Origin of the sequence: Ruegeria denitrificans (assembly GCF_001458295.1) — a bacterium.
In the GTDB taxonomy this organism is placed as follows: domain Bacteria; phylum Pseudomonadota; class Alphaproteobacteria; order Rhodobacterales; family Rhodobacteraceae; genus Ruegeria; species Ruegeria denitrificans.
In genome coordinates this window covers 98867-116541 of record NZ_CYUD01000006.1, presented here as the reverse complement: position 1 = coordinate 116541, position 17675 = coordinate 98867, and the positions used below count along the sequence as shown (strand labels likewise).

General features: G+C 58.7%; 17 protein-coding genes. 10 read left to right on the top strand and 7 right to left on the bottom strand.

Annotation, left to right across the window (positions count from 1 at the left end; all coding sequences use genetic code 11):
* Positions 1–7 precede the first annotated feature (7 nt).
* The 9 genes from RUE5091_RS10690 (at position 8) to lpdA (ending at position 9655) form a co-directional block, all read left to right on the top strand.
* Positions 8–409: a hypothetical protein gene (locus RUE5091_RS10690; RefSeq protein ID WP_058281906.1), complete on the top strand. Its 402-nt coding sequence runs from the start codon at positions 8–10 to the stop codon at positions 407–409.
* A 13-nt stretch (positions 410–422) separates the two neighbouring features.
* Positions 423–1310: a succinate--CoA ligase subunit alpha gene (gene sucD / locus RUE5091_RS10685; protein ID WP_058281905.1), complete on the top strand. Its 888-nt coding sequence runs from the start codon at positions 423–425 to the stop codon at positions 1308–1310.
* Positions 1310–2029 carry a hypothetical protein gene (locus RUE5091_RS23080; protein WP_131726299.1) on the top strand — a complete coding sequence of 240 codons (720 nt, stop codon included), beginning with the start codon at positions 1310–1312 and terminating at the stop codon, positions 2027–2029. The genes sucD and RUE5091_RS23080 overlap by 1 nt, the downstream gene beginning before the upstream one ends.
* Before the next feature lie 91 nt (positions 2030–2120).
* On the top strand, positions 2121–2663 hold the full coding sequence (locus RUE5091_RS10680) for a DUF805 domain-containing protein (protein ID WP_058281904.1): 543 nt from the start codon (positions 2121–2123) through the stop codon (positions 2661–2663).
* Positions 2664–2720: 57 nt separating this feature from the next.
* Complete coding sequence (locus RUE5091_RS10675; RefSeq protein WP_058281903.1) at positions 2721–3425, top strand: sulfotransferase family 2 domain-containing protein; 705 nt, start codon at positions 2721–2723, stop codon at positions 3423–3425.
* A 38-nt stretch (positions 3426–3463) separates the two neighbouring features.
* On the top strand, positions 3464–6421 hold the full coding sequence (locus RUE5091_RS10670) for a 2-oxoglutarate dehydrogenase E1 component (protein ID WP_058281902.1): 2958 nt from the start codon (positions 3464–3466) through the stop codon (positions 6419–6421).
* 3 nt (positions 6422–6424) lie between these two features.
* Positions 6425–7921, top strand: coding sequence for a 2-oxoglutarate dehydrogenase complex dihydrolipoyllysine-residue succinyltransferase (odhB, locus tag RUE5091_RS10665; RefSeq protein WP_058281901.1), 1497 nt, complete (start codon positions 6425–6427; stop codon positions 7919–7921).
* Positions 7922–7923: 2 nt separating this feature from the next.
* The gene (locus tag RUE5091_RS10660) at positions 7924–8193 is read left to right on the top strand and encodes a hypothetical protein (RefSeq protein ID WP_058281900.1); all 270 of its coding nucleotides are present in this window, start codon (positions 7924–7926) and stop codon (positions 8191–8193) included.
* Positions 8194–8266: 73 nt separating this feature from the next.
* Positions 8267–9655 carry a dihydrolipoyl dehydrogenase gene (gene lpdA, locus RUE5091_RS10655; RefSeq protein ID WP_058281899.1) on the top strand — a complete coding sequence of 463 codons (1389 nt, stop codon included), beginning with the start codon at positions 8267–8269 and terminating at the stop codon, positions 9653–9655.
* Positions 9656–9740: 85 nt separating this feature from the next.
* On the opposite strand, the gene RUE5091_RS10650 is transcribed toward lpdA, so the two are convergent.
* From RUE5091_RS10650 to RUE5091_RS10635, 4 genes are read right to left on the bottom strand one after another with little or no spacing between them, the layout of a single operon-like run.
* Positions 9741–10346, bottom strand: coding sequence for a pyridoxamine 5'-phosphate oxidase family protein (locus RUE5091_RS10650; protein ID WP_058281898.1), 606 nt, complete (start codon positions 10344–10346; stop codon positions 9741–9743).
* Complete coding sequence (locus RUE5091_RS10645; RefSeq protein WP_058281897.1) at positions 10333–11073, bottom strand: lysophospholipid acyltransferase family protein; 741 nt, start codon at positions 11071–11073, stop codon at positions 10333–10335. The genes RUE5091_RS10650 and RUE5091_RS10645 overlap by 14 nt, the downstream gene beginning before the upstream one ends.
* Positions 11073–11972, bottom strand: coding sequence for a cell division protein FtsX (locus tag RUE5091_RS10640; protein WP_058281896.1), 900 nt, complete (start codon positions 11970–11972; stop codon positions 11073–11075). Before RUE5091_RS10640 ends, RUE5091_RS10645 begins: the two co-directional genes overlap by 1 nt.
* Positions 11969–12646 carry a cell division ATP-binding protein FtsE gene (locus RUE5091_RS10635; RefSeq protein ID WP_058281895.1) on the bottom strand — a complete coding sequence of 226 codons (678 nt, stop codon included), beginning with the start codon at positions 12644–12646 and terminating at the stop codon, positions 11969–11971. The genes RUE5091_RS10640 and RUE5091_RS10635 overlap by 4 nt, the downstream gene beginning before the upstream one ends.
* Positions 12647–12829: 183 nt before the next feature.
* Here RUE5091_RS10635 and RUE5091_RS10630 point away from each other — a divergent pair, with 183 nt between their 5' ends.
* Positions 12830–13579 (top strand): zinc-ribbon domain-containing protein, encoded by a 750-nt coding sequence (locus RUE5091_RS10630; protein WP_058281894.1) that lies wholly within the window; start codon positions 12830–12832, stop codon positions 13577–13579.
* Between the two features lie 18 nt (positions 13580–13597).
* On the opposite strand, the gene RUE5091_RS10625 is transcribed toward RUE5091_RS10630, so the two are convergent.
* From RUE5091_RS10625 to RUE5091_RS23245, 3 genes are all read right to left on the bottom strand, one after another.
* Positions 13598–16135, bottom strand: a complete 2538-nt coding sequence (locus RUE5091_RS10625; protein WP_058281893.1) for a TIGR02302 family protein — start codon at positions 16133–16135, stop codon at positions 13598–13600.
* A 36-nt stretch (positions 16136–16171) separates the two neighbouring features.
* Positions 16172–17437, bottom strand: a complete 1266-nt coding sequence (gene lysA, locus RUE5091_RS10620) for a diaminopimelate decarboxylase (protein WP_058281892.1) — start codon at positions 17435–17437, stop codon at positions 16172–16174.
* Between the two features lie 65 nt (positions 17438–17502).
* Complete coding sequence (locus RUE5091_RS23245) at positions 17503–17652, bottom strand: hypothetical protein (protein WP_165590764.1); 150 nt, start codon at positions 17650–17652, stop codon at positions 17503–17505.
* Positions 17653–17675 lie beyond the last annotated feature (23 nt).

Sequence of the window (17675 nt, the reverse complement as noted above, 5' to 3'; positions counted from 1 at the left end):
GTATGTGATGCAATATGTAGAAGCCTTCAATTCACTTGGGTACGAAGTTCCAAATCCACGTCAGGATTGGAGTGCCGAGAAAGATGATGGAGTCTGCATCACACTCTGGAAATCCGAAGTTCAATGGACCCCTGTACCTCCGCGTCTTGATCTTTGGACACGGGGGACGCCTGGCTCAACTGATTGGGAAAACCAACCCGGACACAAAAAGCGCGCAAACCACGTTGAGCGTGCAGTTTCGGAGTTCGATGGTTGGGTAGATGTGATCGTAGTCAATGGTGTTCCCGGACAAGGATATGGCGCTGCTGATCCTTGGTTGCCCGCGCAGCGCGCAAACCATGGTTGGCGCATCCAAGAATTCGATAAGGCGACGGGCTTCTTTTCTGTCGCCGCAGAGAAACTGAAATAGGAGACTCCTAAAAATGGCAGTCCTCATCGACGAAAATACCAAAGTGATCTGTCAGGGCTTTACCGGCTCGCAGGGCACATTCCACTCTGAACAAGCCATCGCTTATGGCACCAAGATGGTCGGCGGTGTGACCCCCGGCAAAGGCGGGATGGAGCATCTGGGCCTGCCCGTGTTCAACTCGGTCCACGAAGCCAAGCACGTGACCGAAGCCAATGCCTCGGTGATCTATGTTCCGCCACCCTTTGCGGCTGACTCGATCCTCGAAGCGATTGACGCCGAGATGGAAGTGATCGTCTGCATCACCGAAGGCATCCCGGTTCTGGACATGATGAAGGTGAAGCGCGCGCTGGAAGGTTCGAACTCGCGCCTGATCGGCCCGAACTGCCCCGGTGTCATCACGCCCGACGCCTGCAAGATCGGCATCATGCCCGGCCACATTCACAAGCGCGGCTCGGTCGGCGTTGTGTCCCGCTCGGGCACTCTGACCTATGAGGCCGTCAAGCAGACCACCGATGTGGGTCTGGGTCAGTCCACCTGCGTCGGCATCGGCGGCGACCCGATCAAAGGCACCGAACATATCGACGTGCTGGAATGGTTCCTGGCCGATGACGAGACCGAGTCGATCATCATGATCGGTGAGATCGGTGGCTCGGCCGAGGAAGAAGCCGCGCAATTCCTGGCGGATGAGGCCAAGAAGGGCCGCAAGAAGCCAACCGCCGGTTTCATCGCAGGCCGCACAGCCCCTCCGGGCCGCCGCATGGGTCACGCGGGCGCGATTGTCGCCGGCGGCAAGGGCGGTGCCGAGGACAAGATCGAAGCCATGCGCTCGGCCGGTATCGTTGTGGCCGAAAGCCCAGCGCAACTGGGTGAGGCTGTGCTGGAAGCGATACAGAACGGCTGATGCAAAACCTACCCGCCTCCTTGCCGGATTCGGTAGCCACGGAACACGCCAAAGCCAGTCTTTGCGCGTGTTTCGAAGAATTTCCAAAACAAGGTGGCGAGTTTCTTGCCGAAACATTGTCGGAAGCGGGTTGGTACCGCGTTGGAACAACCAATTTGGTTCGTTTGAGGCGGAGAGTAACGCTCAATCAACTTGGCATGAGTTTTGGAATTTTGGACCCGAGGGGGTTCCGAAGCATTTTCAACTTTTATCGTCATATGCGCATCCCAATGGGGACTCGTAGCCCAAGTTTCCTGCGTCACATAGATGGCTCTCTTGCGGTTCGAACGGATGTGCTACGCAACGACAACTGGCCGGATGCAAAGGTTGTTTTGGCTCGAACCCGTAGCGAAGAAAAGGCTTCGTCTGGGTTTTCGATTGGCGTGTGGGCATTTGTTCCGAGAGACGTCACGCTGATTGAAACAGAGAATCTTCGGGAAAAATTCAATGGCAGCTCTTCAGCTTTTTTCACCCCTGTTGGAAATTGGCGCGGGCTTCAGCATAAATGGGAGGACCGAGGCGAAGGCGGATCGCAATATGGTCGGATCGCCAGAAGTGGTAGAGATCCGTACACAATTGAATTCGCGCGAGAACGCTTTCCCGGCAAACTATTACCTCAACTAGAGCTCGCCGAAATTGGTGCTTTGTACCGGTATGAAAAAAGCGAACGTCTTCATTAGTTTGTCGGCTTGGAGTTAGAATTGAAGCTATGACCAGTTCGTACTTTTTTAGTCTACCTAAGGTTTCGCGATCTTTTATGGAGTCCGCGCCATGACCTTCTCTGACGCCATCCGCACTTGTTTCTCCAAGTTCTTCACCTTCTCGGGTCGTGCCTCGCGGCCCGAATACTGGTTCTTTTTTCTGTTCATCGTGATCTGGAACATCATCGCCGGGATCATTGACTGGCAGTTCTTCACGCAGGTCTCGGTCAGCCAGACTGACGAGGTCAAAGCCGTAACTGCGACGTCCACTGCGCCAGTACAAAGCATCGTCGGCCTGATCGTCTTTTTCCCGCATCTGGCCGTCGCGTGGCGGCGGATGCATGATACCGGGCGCAGCGGGCTATATGCTCTGTTGCCGTTCCTGCTGATCCTCGGGGCGTTTGCAGTTTTGATCTTTGGCATCGGTCTTGCGTCGCATTTTCAGCACGGCGGCAGTCTGGACATCCTGTTCACCCGCGCCACGCTGCTGATCGTAATTCCGACGCTGATCGTTCTGTTTGTGTCGCCCCTACTGGTGTTGTGGTGGCTGACCCGCCCAAGCCAGCCAGGTGCCAATAAATACGGCCCCAATCCAATTGAGGTGCCCCAGTGAACGGACTTGGAATGTATAAAAGACCCCAGCCATCGTCTTCTGGAAAGGACCGCTGAAATGGTTCTGGTGTGCCACAAGCATAAATTCATCTACCTGAAAACCACGAAGACGGCCGGCACGTCGACGGAAAAGGTCCTGCAGCCGCTCTGCGAGAAACCGGGCCTGGGTGAATTGAAAAACGGACAGGTCAGGATCTCAAGATACGGGATCGTCGGGGCCAGAGGACCGGGACGCGCGGAACCGCATCCGGATTGGCAATTCTGGCGCAAGCACAAACACCCATGGCGCAACCACATGCCCGCTTGGAAAGTTAAAGAGAACCTGGGCGCAGAAACATTTGATGCCTACACCAAGATTGCGAATGTTCGCGATCCCTTTGATCGTGCAGTATCTCAGTTCCACTTCATGAAACACCAGAAGAACCTGCCTTCGGAAGATCCTAAAATGGAACTCGAGCAGTTCAGATCGTTTGTCTTGTCGGAACTGTGGTCCATAGATTGGGATATTGTCTCGATCGACAATATGCTGGTCGTGGATCGCTTTGTTCGAAAGGAACATCTGGTTACCGATCTGAGCAGTCTTTTCGCTGATTTCGGCCTGCCGGAAGACAGCTTTAACCTTGGGCACGATAAATCAATGAAAGACCGACGAAAGGGAATACCTGTACCGGATTACTATGACTCGGAAACGATAGATACCGTCCGACGTAAGATGGCCTGGGTGTTTAGCAATCTGGGTTACCCGGACAGCCCGCAACACTGAGACCAAAACGAAACCGCCAGCCCATTCGAGGTTCGCACATGACCGAACACACACCCAATTCCGCGTTTCACGCCTCAAGCTTTATGCAGGGGCACAATGCCGAGTATCTGGAGCAGCTCTATGCCCAGTACACCAAGAATCCCGGTGCGGTAGATGCCGCCTGGGCCGAGTTCTTCAGGGCCATGGGCGATGCCACGCCGGACGTTCAGAAAGAGGCCGAAGGGCCATCCTGGGCGCGCACCGACTGGCCGCCGATGCCAGCAGACGACCTAACCGGCGCGCTGACCGGAGAATGGGCCGAGATCGACGCCAAGGCAGCGGGACAAAAGATCAAGGAAAAAGCTGCGGGCAAGGGTGTTGAGGTCAGCGAGGATCAGATCAAGCGCGCTGTTCTCGACAGCCTGCGGGCGCTGATGCTGATCCGGGCCTATCGTATCCGGGGTCACCTGGCCGCCAATCTGGACCCGCTGGGTATGCGCGCCGCCAGCACGCACCCCGAACTGGACCCCAAGACTTATGGCTTCACCGAGGCCGACATGGACCGGCCGATCTTTATCGACAACGTGCTGGGCCTGCAGATGGCCAGCATGCGCCAGATCGTCGAGATCGTGAAACGCACCTATTGCGGCACCTTTGCGCTGCAATACATGCACATCTCTGATCCCGAACAGGCCGCGTGGCTGAAGGAACGGATCGAAGGCTATGGCAAGGAAATCGCGTTCACCAAGGAAGGCCGCAAGGCGATCCTGAACAAGATGGTCGAGGCCGAAGGTTTTGAGAAATTCCTGCACGTCAAATATATGGGCACCAAACGCTTTGGTCTGGACGGCGGCGAGGCGCTGATCCCGGCGATGGAGCAGATCATCAAACGCGGTGGCGCCCTGGGTATCCGGGACATCGTCATCGGCATGCCGCACCGGGGCCGTCTGAACATCCTGGCCAACGTGATGCGCAAACCTTACCGCGCGATCTTCAACGAATTCCAAGGCGGCAGCTTCAAGCCCGAGGATGTGGACGGTTCGGGCGACGTGAAATATCACCTCGGCGCGTCCAGCGACCGTGAGTTTGATGGCAATTCTGTCCACCTGTCCCTGACCGCGAACCCTTCGCACCTTGAGGCGGTGAACCCGGTGGTTCTGGGCAAGGTCCGCGCCAAGCAGGACCAGTTGAAAGATGACGACCGGACCACGGTGATGGGCATCCTGCTGCACGGCGATGCGGCCTTTGCCGGTCAGGGTGTCGTGGCCGAGGGCTTTGGCCTATCGGGCCTGCGCGGTCACAAAACTGGTGGCACTATGCACATCGTGGTGAACAACCAGATCGGGTTCACCACTGCGCCGCACTTCTCGCGCTCCAGCCCTTATCCCACGGATATCGCGCTGATGGTCGAAGCGCCGATATTCCACGTGAACGGCGACGACCCCGAGGCCGTGACGCATGCGGCGAAGGTGGCAACTGAGTTCCGTCAGAAATTCCACAAAGATGTGGTCATCGACATCTTCTGCTATCGCCGGTTTGGTCACAACGAGGGCGACGAGCCCATGTTCACCAACCCGATCATGTACAAGAAGATCAAAACCCATAAGACCACGCTGTCGCTGTACACTGAGCGTCTGGTCAAAGACGGCCTGATCCCCGAGGGCGAAATCGAGGATATGAAAGCCGCGTTCCAGGCCCATCTCAATGATGAGTTTGAAGCAGGCAAAGACTATAAACCCAACAAGGCCGACTGGCTGGACGGGCGCTGGTCGCATTTGGATAAGAACAAAGAGGAATATGTTCGCGGCGAAACCGCTATCACGCCGGATACACTGACCGAGATCGGCAAGGCGCTGACACACGCGCCAGCGGACGTTGCCTTGCACAAGACTGTGGGCCGTCTGCTGGACCACAAAAAGAAGATGTTCGACAGCGGCAAGGGCTTTGACTGGGCTACGGGCGAGGCACTGGCCTTTGGCTCGTTGCTGACCGAGGGTTTCCCTGTTCGCTTGTCCGGTCAGGACGCAACACGCGGCACATTCAGCCAGCGTCACTCGGGCTTTGTGCACCAGGAAAGCGAAGAGCGGTATTATCCGCTGAACAACATCCGCGCGGGTCAATCGAAATACGAAGTCATCGACTCGATGCTCAGCGAATACGCTGTTCTGGGTTTTGAGTACGGGTTTTCGCTGGCAGAGCCGAATGCACTGACCCTATGGGAAGCGCAGTTTGGTGATTTCGCCAACGGTGCACAGATCATGTTCGATCAGTTCATCAGCTCGGGCGAAAGCAAATGGCTGCGTATGTCCGGATTGGTTTGCTTGTTGCCGCACGGGTTCGAAGGGCAAGGGCCGGAACACTCTTCCGCGCGGCTCGAACGCTTCCTGCAGATGTGCGGGCAGGACAACTGGATCGTGGCGAACTGTACGACGCCTGCGAACTATTTCCACATCCTGCGCCGTCAGCTGCACCGCACCTTCCGTAAACCGCTGATCCTGGTAACGCCGAAATCGCTGCTACGCCACAAGCTGGCAGTCAGCACCGCTGACGATTTCACCACCGGGTCAAGCTTCCACCGGGTGTTGTGGGATGACGCGCAAAAGGGCAATTCGGATACCAAGCTGGTCAAGGATGACAAGATCAAACGGGTCGTGATGTGTTCCGGCAAGGTATATTTTGACCTGCTGGAAGAACGCGACGCCCGCGGGATCGACGATGTCTACCTGATGCGGATCGAACAATTCTACCCCTTCCCCGCCCACTCGCTGATCAATGAGCTTGAGCGTTTCAAAGGGGCTGAGATTGTCTGGTGTCAGGAGGAACCCAAGAACCAAGGCGCCTGGACCTTTATCGAACCCAATATTGAATGGGTGCTGACCCGCATCGGCGCCAAACACACACGGCCGCGCTATGTCGGTCGCGCAACCTCGGCTTCGCCCGCGACGGGTCTGGCCAGCCAACACAAAGCTCAACAAGAGGCGCTTGTGAACGAAGCGCTGAGCCTCGAAGGAAAGTAAACGATGACCATTGAAGTTCGTGTACCTACGCTAGGCGAATCCGTCACCGAAGCCACGGTTGCCACCTGGTTCAAGAAACCCGGTGACGCTGTGGCCGTGGATGAGATGCTCTGTGAGCTTGAAACCGACAAAGTAACGGTCGAGGTTCCGGCCCCCGCTGCCGGTGTGATGGGCGAAATCGTCGCCGCCGAAGGCGAAACTGTGGGCGTTGACGCGCTGCTGGCCACCATCACTGCAGGCGAAGGGGCCGCTCCGGCCCCTGCCACAGCCCCGGCCCCTGCCGCCGCGCCCGCCCCGGCTGCCGGTGGTGGCAGTGTCGATGTGATGGTGCCCACTCTGGGTGAATCCGTGACCGAGGCCACCGTTTCGACCTGGTTTAAACAGGTTGGCGATGCCGTGGTGCAGGACGAGATGCTGTGCGAATTGGAAACCGACAAGGTTTCCGTCGAGGTTCCGGCCCCCGCAGCGGGCGTTCTGGCCGAGATTGTGGCGCCCGAAGGCGCTACCGTGGGCGCCTCGGCCAAGCTGGCCGTGATCTCGAGTTCTGGTGCTGGTGCCGCCCTGTCTGCGGCCCCAGCCGCTGCAGCAGCCCCTGCAGCAGCAACCGCTGGTAAGGACGTAGCAAATGCGCCTTCGGCGGAAAAAGCCATGGCCGAGGCGGGTCTCTCCGCCGATCAGGTCACCGGCACCGGTCGCGATGGCCGCATTATGAAAGAGGACGTGGCACGTGCCGCCGCAGCCCCCGCACCGGCCCCAGCGCCTGCACCTGCACCGCGCGCGCCGGTTGCCGCTGGTGACGCTGCACGTGAGGAACGGGTCAAGATGACCCGCCTGCGCCAGACCATCGCCAAGCGTCTAAAAGACAGCCAGAACACCGCTGCCATGCTGACCACCTATAACGAGGTGGACATGACTGAGGTGATGGCCCTGCGCAACGAATACAAAGAGCTGTTCCAGAAGAAGCACGGGGTCAAACTGGGCTTTATGTCTTTCTTCACCAAGGCCTGCTGCCATGCGCTGAAAGAAGTGCCCGAGGTCAACGCGGAAATCGACGGCACCGACATCGTCTACAAAAGCTTTGTCCACATGGGCGTCGCCGCGGGAACCCCAACCGGCCTTGTGGTTCCGGTTATCCGCGACGCAGATTCGATGTCTTTTGCCGCGATCGAGAAAGCCATCGCCGAAAAGGGCAAGCGCGCCCGTGACGGCAAGCTGTCGATGGCGGAAATGCAGGGCGGTACCTTCACCATCTCGAACGGTGGTGTCTATGGCTCGCTGATGTCCTCGCCGATCCTGAACCCGCCTCAATCGGGTATCCTGGGCATGCACAAGATTCAGGACCGTCCGATGGCGATCAACGGTCAGGTCGTGATCCGTCCGATGATGTATCTGGCCCTGTCCTATGACCACCGGATCGTTGACGGCAAAGGCGCCGTGACCTTCCTTGTTCGTGTAAAAGAGGCGCTGGAAGACCCGCGCCGCCTGCTGATGGATCTGTAATTATGGCAACTCATGTACTGTGGCAGGCCGATGTGGCCGATTTCGATGCCTGGCTGAAAGTGTTTCGTGAGGATACGCCGATGCGCAAGGCCGCGGGTATCCGCGACTTGCATGTCTGGCGTGACCCGGATCAGTCCGATCATGCCATCGCCATGTTCGAAGTTACGAATCTGGAAAAGGCGCGGGCCTTTTTCGGCTCGGAAGAGCTGGCGATGCACCACGAACGGGGCGGCATTGCCCATATCACCATCAAGCTGCTGGAACCGGTTTGAAGAAAGCATCACATGATCCATTCACTGTGGATCATGCAGCCACCGGTCATTCCGGTCGACTTAGGAGAGTAAAATGGCAAATTATGATGTCATCGTTATCGGCGCCGGCCCCGGCGGCTATGTCTGCGCCATCCGCTGCGCCCAGCTGGGCCTGAAAACCGCCGTTGTCGAAAGGCGTGAAACCTTGGGCGGCACCTGTCTGAACGTTGGTTGTATCCCGTCCAAGGCGCTGCTGCACGCTTCTCATCAATTGCATGAGGCCGAGCATAACTTTGCCAAGATGGGTCTGAAGGGCAAAAGCCCCTCGGTCGACTGGAAACAGATGCAGGCCTACAAGGAAGAGACCATCGACGGGAACACCAAAGGCATCGAGTTCCTGTTTAAAAAGAACAAGATCGACTGGCTGAAAGGCTGGGGGGCGATCCCCGCCGCAGGTCAGGTCAAGGTGGGGGACGAGGTTCACTCGGCCAAGAACATCATCATCGCATCCGGGTCCGAACCGTCCTCGCTGCCGGGTGTTGAGGTGGATGAGAAAGTCGTCGTGACCTCGACCGGGGCGTTGTCGCTGGGCAAGATTCCGAAAAAGATGGTCGTCATCGGTGCTGGTGTGATCGGGTTGGAGCTGGGCTCGGTCTATCAGCGACTGGGCGCTGAGGTCACGGTGATCGAATTCCTCGACGTGATCACCCCGGGCATGGATCCAGAGGTGCAGAAGACCTTCCAGCGCATCCTCAAGAAACAGGGCATCAAGTTTGTCATGGGTGCGGCGGTGCAAAAGACCGAAGCCACCAAGACCAAGGCCAAGGTGACCTATAAGTTGCGCAAGAATGACAGCGAACATGTGATTGACGCGGATACTGTGCTGGTCGCGACCGGGCGCGCGCCGTTCTCGGACGGGCTGGGGCTGGACGCACTGGGTGTCGAAATGACCCCTCGCGGCCAGATCAAGGTGGGCGCAGACTGGCAGACCAACGTGCCGGGCATCTACGCCATCGGCGACGTCACCGAAGGCCCGATGCTGGCTCACAAGGCCGAGGATGAAGGCATGGCCGCTGCCGAGCAGGTTGCAGGCAAGCATGGCCACGTGAACTATGGTGTCATTCCCGGCGTGATCTACACCTGGCCCGAAGTGGCCAATGTGGGCGAAACCGAAGAGACGTTGAAAGCGCAGGGCCGCAACTATAAGGTCGGCAAGTTCATGTTTATGGGCAACGGCCGCGCCAAAGCGAACTTTGCCGCCGATGGTTTTGTGAAGATACTGGCCGACAAGGACACCGACCGCATTCTGGGCTGTCACATCATCGGCCCGGCAGCGGGCGATCTGATTCACGAGGTCTGTGTAGCGATGGAATTTGGCGCTTCAGCCGAAGATCTGGCGTTGACCTGCCACGCCCACCCGACCTATTCGGAAGCGGTGCGTGAGGCTGCGCTGGCTTGTGGTGACGGTCCGATCCACTCGTAGGACAGCAATGAACCAACCGGAGTTCGCGAGGCTAAGCCTCGCGCTCCGGGACATTCTAACGCTCAATGAAGAAGCCGAGCCCCCGTTACCACATCGTTTTCGCCGCGCGTGCCGCCCATTCTGAATCGTAGCTTTCACCACCTTCTTCACCCTGGCTGGCCTCGGCCAGAATCGCGCCAATGCTGGGCAAGTCAGCGGTTTCATCGCCCGAAGTCCAGATTTTGGCCCGCATCAATGCACGGGCGCATTGCGTGTAGATCTCGTTGATTTTGATAACAATAACCGTAGCAGGCTGTTTGCCGTGTTTCTCAAACCGGACACGCAGGTCAGCTTCCGCAGTCAACCGGGCCGTTCCATTCACGCGCACCACGTTGTTGGACCCCGGCACCAAAAACATCAACGCCACGCGCGGATCACGCACGATATTACGCAGCGAATCCAATCGGTTATTCCCGCGCCAATCCGGCAAGGCCAGTGTGTGCGGATCAAGTTCCAACACCGCCGGGCCATCATCGCCCCGGGGGCTGCCGTCGACACCTTCGGGCCCTACTGTGCTGAGAATGCACAGCCGCGAGGTCATGATCCATTTGCGGTAAAGCGGCGTCAGGCTGTGAACCACCTTCCGCAATGAGGGCGCACCAGGTGTGCGATAGAGCCCTTCTAGCGTTTCGATATCCTCAATGAACTCCATCCGGATCAAACCCCACTTCTTTCATCAATGCATCGGAACGCGTTTCGATTACGTCTTCCAATCGACCTAGAAACGAATTGCGCGCAACGCCGGGCTCGATCGGATCAAGAAAGTCCACAATCGCCAAACCCGGCTTGCGCAGAACACCCGTGCGCGGCCAAAAAACACCGGCATTTGTCGCGACCGGGACACAGGGAAATCCCAGTCCTTCATAAAGAACTGCTGTGCCCACTTTGTAAGGTTTCTGAACCCCTGGTGCAACGCGTGTACCCTGGGGGTAGATCACCAACTGACCGGGTTCGGTAAACTCTTTGGCGACGTCTTTGACCATCTTGGCCACGGCCGCGCCCTTTTTGCCGCGATCGACCGGGATACAACCCAGACGCCGGGCGTACATGCCGATGACTGGGGTCCACAGCAACTCTCTCTTCATGATGAATTTGCCGTGGGGGATGGCATCGAAAATGATGATGATGTCGAGAAAGGACTGGTGCTTGGCGCCGATCACCACTTCGTCCACCGGCACCGTTCCGCGTACCTCAGACCGAATGCCGACCATCCAGCGCGCCAGCCACAGGGTCGTGCGGGCATAGGTCTTGCAGGCCCGCAGCGCGCCACGTTTGTTGAACAAGGCAAAAGGGGCAAACACGATGCCCAGGATCAGCATCCAGACATAGATCACGATCATGAAGATCAAAGAGCGCACCCATTGAAACGCTGTGGCCATCACGAAAGCTCCTTCAATTTACGGCTGGCTGCGGCCCAAGTGGCCAGAAAGGCCACCGCCGCCCCCAACAGAGGGATCAGCACCGGCAGCAGCCAGCCAATCCCTTGAAAACCCAGACCGGTTAGAAACCCGCCCTCGTCCGAAGCTTCGGGCAGTAGTAAAACGCCGGTCATGCCTAGTAGAACCCCGACGACCGCCCCAAAGAACGCCCGATAGGTAAAGCGCCGGACAAAGGCACGAGCGATAAAGCCATCGCGGGCCCCGACCAGACGCAGCACCTCGATGATTTGCGCGTTCGCGGCAAGTGAGGCATTGGCGGCCAGCGTGATCATCGCTGCCGTGGCGCCGCCTATCAGCAGGATCGCAACCCAGCCCAGTCGGCGCAGCGACATCGCCGCATCCACCAGCGGCTCGCGCCAGCGGGTGTGGTCGTCCAGCACTGCACCTGGGACTTCGGCCCCCAATCGCAGACGCAGCCCGGTCGTGTCCAGACCGGGTTCACCTTCGACAATCTCGATCAGTTGTGGAACGGGCAACGTATCCAACGGTAGGTCCGATCCGAACCAAGGCGACAACAAAGCAGCCTGTTCTTCAGCCGTCAGCGCCCGTGCTGACGCAACACCGGGCGTTTGAGTCAACACCGTCAGCGCTGCCTCAGTTTGAGCTGCCAACTGGTCTGCCGGTGCGTTGATCCGCAGCGTGGCGGCCCCGGCCAATTCGGTTGCCCAACGGTCGGCTAGCCGCCCGGATGCCAGTGCCAGCGCCAGTGCAAACACGGCCAGGAAAGCCATCGCGCCAGATACGAACAGGGTCAGATGCGCAGTATAACCTGTGGGTGGCACCACCCTGTCAGCGCGCGCATCTCGTTTTAGCAGGTTCCGGATCGTCCACTTGCTCATAGGTCGGCCCCCGCAAGCTGGACCTGCCGTTGCGAGATCCGCAGTACCCGCGCCTGCACCTGGCTTTTGGCGGCGCGGATCAGGCTCAGGTCATGGGTGGCGATCAACACTGTTTTGCCCATCTTGTTCAGTTCGACCAGCAGGCGCAGCAGACGTTGCGACATTTCCCAATCTACATTGCCTGTGGGCTCATCGGCCAGAACCACATCGGGCGAAAGGATCACCGCACGGGCCAGCGCAGCACGCTGACGCTCGCCACCAGACAGTTCAGGAGGGTACGCGCCCAGCCGCGTGCCCAGACCGACCCATGTCAGCAAATCGGCCAGATCGTCCTGCAGCGCGGATTCTGATCGCCCCGACACCATCAATGGCATTGAAACGTTCTCGGCCAGGGTCATGTGATCCAGAAACCGACAATCTTGATGCACAACGCCAACCCGGCGGCGCAACAGGGCCATCTGATCGCGATCCAGTTGGGCAACGTCCTGTTCAAACACGCTCAGCCGTCCGGATGTGGATAACAGCGCGCCGTAACACAACTTGAGCAAAGTGGTCTTACCCGCGCCCGAAGGGCCGGTCAGAAAGTGAAACGAGCCCGGCTGCAGCCGCAGGGACACGTTGCTCAGCAATTCACCACCACCATAGGTGTAGCTGACATTTTCCAGCTCGATCACAGGGGCCCCCGTTCTAATTGCCGCTCTTCTTGCCTTAGCGCGGTTGTGGTTTCAATGCCTGCACCGGGTCGAATTGGTGACAATTGTATTCCGAAACCGAAAACACCCTTTGCGGTCAGGTCTTAACGGAATATCATCCCTGAAAAAACTATTATCAGGTCGAGGTCCCGACCAGGAGGCAGCATGCGTCTTACTTGTCCTAATTGCAGTGCCCAATATGAGGTGCCAGACGAGGTCATCCCGGAAGAGGGCCGCGATGTTCAGTGTTCAAGTTGCGAGAACACCTGGTTTCAGGACAAGTATCCGGATCGACCCGCACCCACACCCGCAGCTGAAGAGCAGCCGGACCAGGAGAAAGCCTCAGAACCTGCGCCCACGCCGGTAGATGAAGCATTTGCCGCCGACGTGAATGTGGAAAGCAGCCCAGAGCCCGCTCCAGAACCGGAAAAACCTGCTGCGACCGGTAATGTCGACCCCGCAGTTGCCAGCATCCTCAAAGAGGAAGCCGCTCGCGAAGCTGACCTGCGCGCCCGTGAAGGTGGTAGTCTTGAAACCCAGCCGGATCTGGCACTCGATACCCCTCCGGAGCCTGATCCCGAACACGCCGTCAAGGAACTGACGGCCACGGAAACCGCCGAAGATGCGGGCCAGAAAGACGCTCTACCGGATGTTGAGGCGATCAATTCCAGCCTACGCAGCGATGACATCATGGGAGTGGACGAAGAACCTGCACCACGCAAGTCGGGCGGTTTTGCACGCGGATTTGCGTTAATCCTGATTGTCGGCATCATTCTGCTGCTGGTTTACAGCAACGCCCAAAAAATCAGCGAGGCTGTACCACAGGCCGAGCCGATCCTGGACCCTTATGTGTCAATGGTAGATCAGGCGCGGTTGTGGCTTGAGGCGCAGACCTCGGGGACCGCGCAGAACTAAACTGGTTATCGGGCGGGCCTAGAACCGCTCCAACAGCCGCTTGAGGTATTCCAATTCGATCTGAGGACGGTCCGTATCGCCGGTACGGCGACGGATTTCGTCCAGCAATTCGCGTGCACGGCGATAGACATCTTCGCCCTGCAACAGGCTGTCATCGGTCGAAATCGACCCGTTTGCGCCCGGGCTGCGGCCAAGCGGATCGCGGCTGTTGGCCTGCATATCACCTTCTTGCGACCCCTGGCCCGGTTGGTTCTGCTGATTTTGGGCCAATGCCTCACCCAGGGACCGCATACCTTCGCGCAGGGCTTCCATCGCCTCGGACTGGCTGTCGATCGCGTCGGCCAGATCATCATTGCGCAGCGCATTCTCGGCCTCATCCATGGCCCGCCCGGCCCGGCCCAACGCATCGCGCGCGGCGTCGCCTTCGGACGTACCCGCTCCGGGCAAGTTCTGCTGCTGGCGGCCCAATTCATCGCGCAGGGCTTGCTGGCGGTCAGCCAGTGATCCCTGACCTTGCTCACCGTCGCTGTCTTGATCGGAACCTCGACCGCCCTGGCCTTCGTGGCTTTGCCCACGGCCCTGACCGCCGTTGCGGCCTTCGTTGCCCTGGCTTTCGCCCGCCTGAGCGCCCGGGTTGAACTGTTCCTGCAAATCGCGGAAGGCCTGATCGCTAAGACCCTGCTGTTCACGCAGGGTTTCAGCCAACCCTTCCATCGCCTGTTCGCCCTCGGATTGCTGACCCTGACCCTGGCCCTGAGTGACGCGCATATTCTCCATCATCCGCTGGAACTCTTCCAGCGCCTGCTGCGCCTCAGCCATGCGGCCCTGTTCCATCAGTTCCTGAATGCGGTCCATCATCCGTTGCAGGTCATCCTGCGTCATCTGCAGGGCATCGTCGTTCTGGCTTTGCTGGTTCTGGTCAAACTCACCATTTTCCTGCGCCAGACGCTGCAATTGGCGCATGTAGTCCTGCGTTGCCTCGCGCAGCTCTTGCATCAATTCAGTGATTTCCTCATCGGTGGCGCCGTTCTTCATCGCCTCGGACAGGCGCTCCTGCGCGCGACGCATGCGCTCCAGCGCATCAGCCAGCGTGCCCTCTTCGATGATAATCGCCAGATCCCACAGAGCCTGGGCAATTTCTTCCTGTTGTTCCAACGTCAGCCCATAGTCGTCGAACATTTCCAACCGCCGCAGAGTCACGCGCAAACGCAGATATGCGGTTTCGGACCGGAAGAAACCTTCGGGCAAATGCGATACCGCACGCAGGATCCGAGACACCCGGGTCGCATTGTCCCGCGCCCACAGCAGATCGCGCCGCTGTTCGATCACCGCTGCGGCCAGCGGATCAAAAAAGCGCCGCGCAGGTAAGTTGGTTTGATAAGGTTCAGAATGACCGTCCTGATCTGCTGCATCCCGCGCGGTCAGGGTGATCTTTACCGGCAGATGCGCCCATGGATGCTGTGAGAAATCCTCGATCAGGGCTTCGTTGAAATCCATCCGGTCGCCGATGATTGGCATCGGCAGTTCTACTTGGATAACATCGCGTGGTTCGGGCGCCGTGGCCAGACCATAACGGCGGCTGACCTCGGGCAGGTCCAGCGCGATCACGGCCGAGCCAGAGACTACGCCATAATCATCCGCTGCCGCAAAAAGCAGCTTCATGCGTCCGCCTGCTTCGGCCTCGGCATCTTCGGCCACAGCGATCTTCGGTGATGTATCCGCAATGACATTCACGGCCCAATCGCGACCTGCCGGGCCATCAATTGTCAATTGACCCGAACGGGTGGCGACAAAATCCTGTTCCGGCTCGGATGCGCTCTCAGCACCTATTGGTGAAGTCGTCTCGGTCAGGCTATGGTCACCAACCTCTCCATAGAAGCGCAGGGTGATGCGGCTGCCTTGCGGCACTGACAACGTCGTGCCGGATTGATCCGCCAAGTACAGTGTCGGCAATCCGGTATAGCGCGGCGGCTCCACCCAGCCTTCCCAACTAGGCCCTTGTCCGGCTATGGCTGCGCCCGGAGTCATTTCGGCCACGGAACCAATGCGCCAGAAAGACCCGAACAGTCCTGCGATCACCAGCGCCAGCAAGGCAGAGTAGCGCAGGGCATAGGGATCACGGTCAGCCAATCGCAAATCCGGTTTGACAGGCTCGGCCTGCGCAGCGCGTTGCGCCATGCGCGTTTGATGCGCCTGCCACAAAGCCACCGATTCCGCATCCATTGCCCCAATGGCCTGATCGTCCATAAGCGCCTGAATCGGGCGCCCCGGCAATGACGCATCCAACCGCATCAGCGCTTCGGCCCGGCTGGGGAGGTGGAATCGCCTGAAACCCCAAACCAGCGTCGCCATCACGGCAATCGCAGCGATAGCACCCGCAGCCCAGACCATTTCGACACGGACATGATCTTGCAATCCCAGCATCAAAACGGCCAGAATTGCCATGAAAATTGAGAAAAAAGGCCAAAAGGCGCGCAAAACCTGCTCGGCCAGCATCCCTGCATGCGTCAGCCACAGAGACAGTCTTGGAATCGGCAGGTTATGTCTTGCGGTCAAGGCAGGCCTCCTGAGCGGGCCCGCGCGGTTATCGCGTCAAAGCCACCCGGGTATGGTATCGCGGTTTATGATTTCGTCAAAGCTCGGCCGTTCACGAATAACTGCAAATTGATCCCCATGGACCAAAACCTCGGGGATCAGGGGGCGGGTATTGTATTCGCTGGCCATCACCGCCCCATAGGCTCCGGCGCTGCGAAAGGCGACCAGATCGCCCGGCGCAAGCGGCGGCATATTGCGCTGTTTTGCAAACGTATCGCCGGTCTCACACACAGGGCCGACGATATCATAGGGCTGTTGTTCAACGCCCGGCGCGGGTTCCTGCACGGCAACGATATCGTGATACGCCTCGTACATCGCAGGGCGGATCAGATCATTCATGGCCCCGTCGAGGATCAGGAAATCGCGCCCCTCGCCGGATTTCACATAAATCACCTTGCTGACCATCAAACCAGCATTACCCGCGATCAGGCGGCCCGGTTCGATCTCGATCTCGCAGCCCAGATGGCCCAGCGTTTTCTTGATCAGCGCGCCATATTCCACCGGCAGCGGCGGTGCGTCGTTGGCGCGGGTATAAGGAATGCCCAAGCCCCCGCCCAGATCAAGACGGCGGATGTTATGGCCCTCGGCACGCAGTTGCTCGGTCAACTCGGCGACTTTGGTATAAGCCAGTTCGAACGGCTCCAGCTCGGTCAGTTGCGAGCCGATATGGACGTCGATGCCAATCACCTCGAGCCCCGGCAAGGTCGCTGCATGAGCATAAACCTCGGACGCACGGGTGATGGGAATGCCGAACTTGTTTTCGGACTTACCAGTAGCGATCTTGGCGTGGGTCTTGGCATCCACGTCCGGGTTCACCCGCACGGTGATCGGCGCGACCACACCCAATTCCAGCGCAACTGCGTTGATCACTTCCATCTCAGGCTCGGATTCGACGTTGAACTGGCGGATACCACCGGTCAGCGCAGCCCGGATTTCATCCGCGGTTTTGCCTACTCCCGAGAACACGATCTTGTCACCCGGCACACCCGCCACCTTGGCGCGCAGGTATTCCCCGCCCGAAACCACGTCCATCCCTGCGCCCGCCTGCGCCAGCGTCCTCAGGATTGCCTGATTGCTGGCCGCCTTCATCGCATAGCAGACAAGGTGGTCGGTTCCTTCCAGTGCATCATCGAACAGCTGGAAATGGCGCAACAGAGTCGCCGTCGAATAAACGTAAAACGGGGTTCCGACCGCAGCAGCGATTTCGGAGATTGGGACATCCTCGGCGTAAAGCGCGCCGTCGCGGTAGAGAAAGTGATCCATGACTGCGCGCTTAGACCAAAACGGACCTGCGGATCAATGGCTTCCGCACATTCGGTGGCGGTCGGTCAGTTGGTGACGGAAACGCCGACCCGGCCATAGCCCGAGACGGAAACGCCAGAACTGCCCGAATTCGCCTCGGGCTCGGGGCGGGAATTGTGCGAAGGTTCGCAGGCCGCAAGAACTGCTAGAGTCAGGATCAGGCCAAAAATTTTCATATTGTCATCTTAGTCCAAGAAAT

Bases quoted from the DNA above. Each gene is read 5' to 3' on its own strand.
- RUE5091_RS10690 (WP_058281906.1), top strand. From the start codon at position 8: ATGCAATATGTAGAAGCCTTCAATTCACTTGGGTACGAAGTTCCAAAT.
- sucD (WP_058281905.1), top strand. From the start codon at position 423: ATGGCAGTCCTCATCGACGAAAATACCAAAGTGATCTGTCAGGGCTTT.
- RUE5091_RS23080 (WP_131726299.1), top strand. From the start codon at position 1,310: ATGCAAAACCTACCCGCCTCCTTGCCGGATTCGGTAGCCACGGAACAC.
- RUE5091_RS10680 (WP_058281904.1), top strand. From the start codon at position 2,121: ATGACCTTCTCTGACGCCATCCGCACTTGTTTCTCCAAGTTCTTCACC.
- RUE5091_RS10675 (WP_058281903.1), top strand. From the start codon at position 2,721: ATGGTTCTGGTGTGCCACAAGCATAAATTCATCTACCTGAAAACCACG.
- RUE5091_RS10670 (WP_058281902.1), top strand. From the start codon at position 3,464: ATGACCGAACACACACCCAATTCCGCGTTTCACGCCTCAAGCTTTATG.
- odhB (WP_058281901.1), top strand. From the start codon at position 6,425: ATGACCATTGAAGTTCGTGTACCTACGCTAGGCGAATCCGTCACCGAA.
- RUE5091_RS10660 (WP_058281900.1), top strand. From the start codon at position 7,924: ATGGCAACTCATGTACTGTGGCAGGCCGATGTGGCCGATTTCGATGCC.
- lpdA (WP_058281899.1), top strand. From the start codon at position 8,267: ATGGCAAATTATGATGTCATCGTTATCGGCGCCGGCCCCGGCGGCTAT.
- RUE5091_RS10650 (WP_058281898.1), bottom strand. From the start codon at position 10,346: ATGGAGTTCATTGAGGATATCGAAACGCTAGAAGGGCTCTATCGCACA.
- RUE5091_RS10645 (WP_058281897.1), bottom strand. From the start codon at position 11,073: ATGGCCACAGCGTTTCAATGGGTGCGCTCTTTGATCTTCATGATCGTG.
- RUE5091_RS10640 (WP_058281896.1), bottom strand. From the start codon at position 11,972: ATGAGCAAGTGGACGATCCGGAACCTGCTAAAACGAGATGCGCGCGCT.
- RUE5091_RS10630 (WP_058281894.1), top strand. From the start codon at position 12,830: ATGCGTCTTACTTGTCCTAATTGCAGTGCCCAATATGAGGTGCCAGAC.
- lysA (WP_058281892.1), bottom strand. From the start codon at position 17,437: ATGGATCACTTTCTCTACCGCGACGGCGCGCTTTACGCCGAGGATGTC.
- RUE5091_RS23245 (WP_165590764.1), bottom strand. From the start codon at position 17,652: ATGAAAATTTTTGGCCTGATCCTGACTCTAGCAGTTCTTGCGGCCTGC.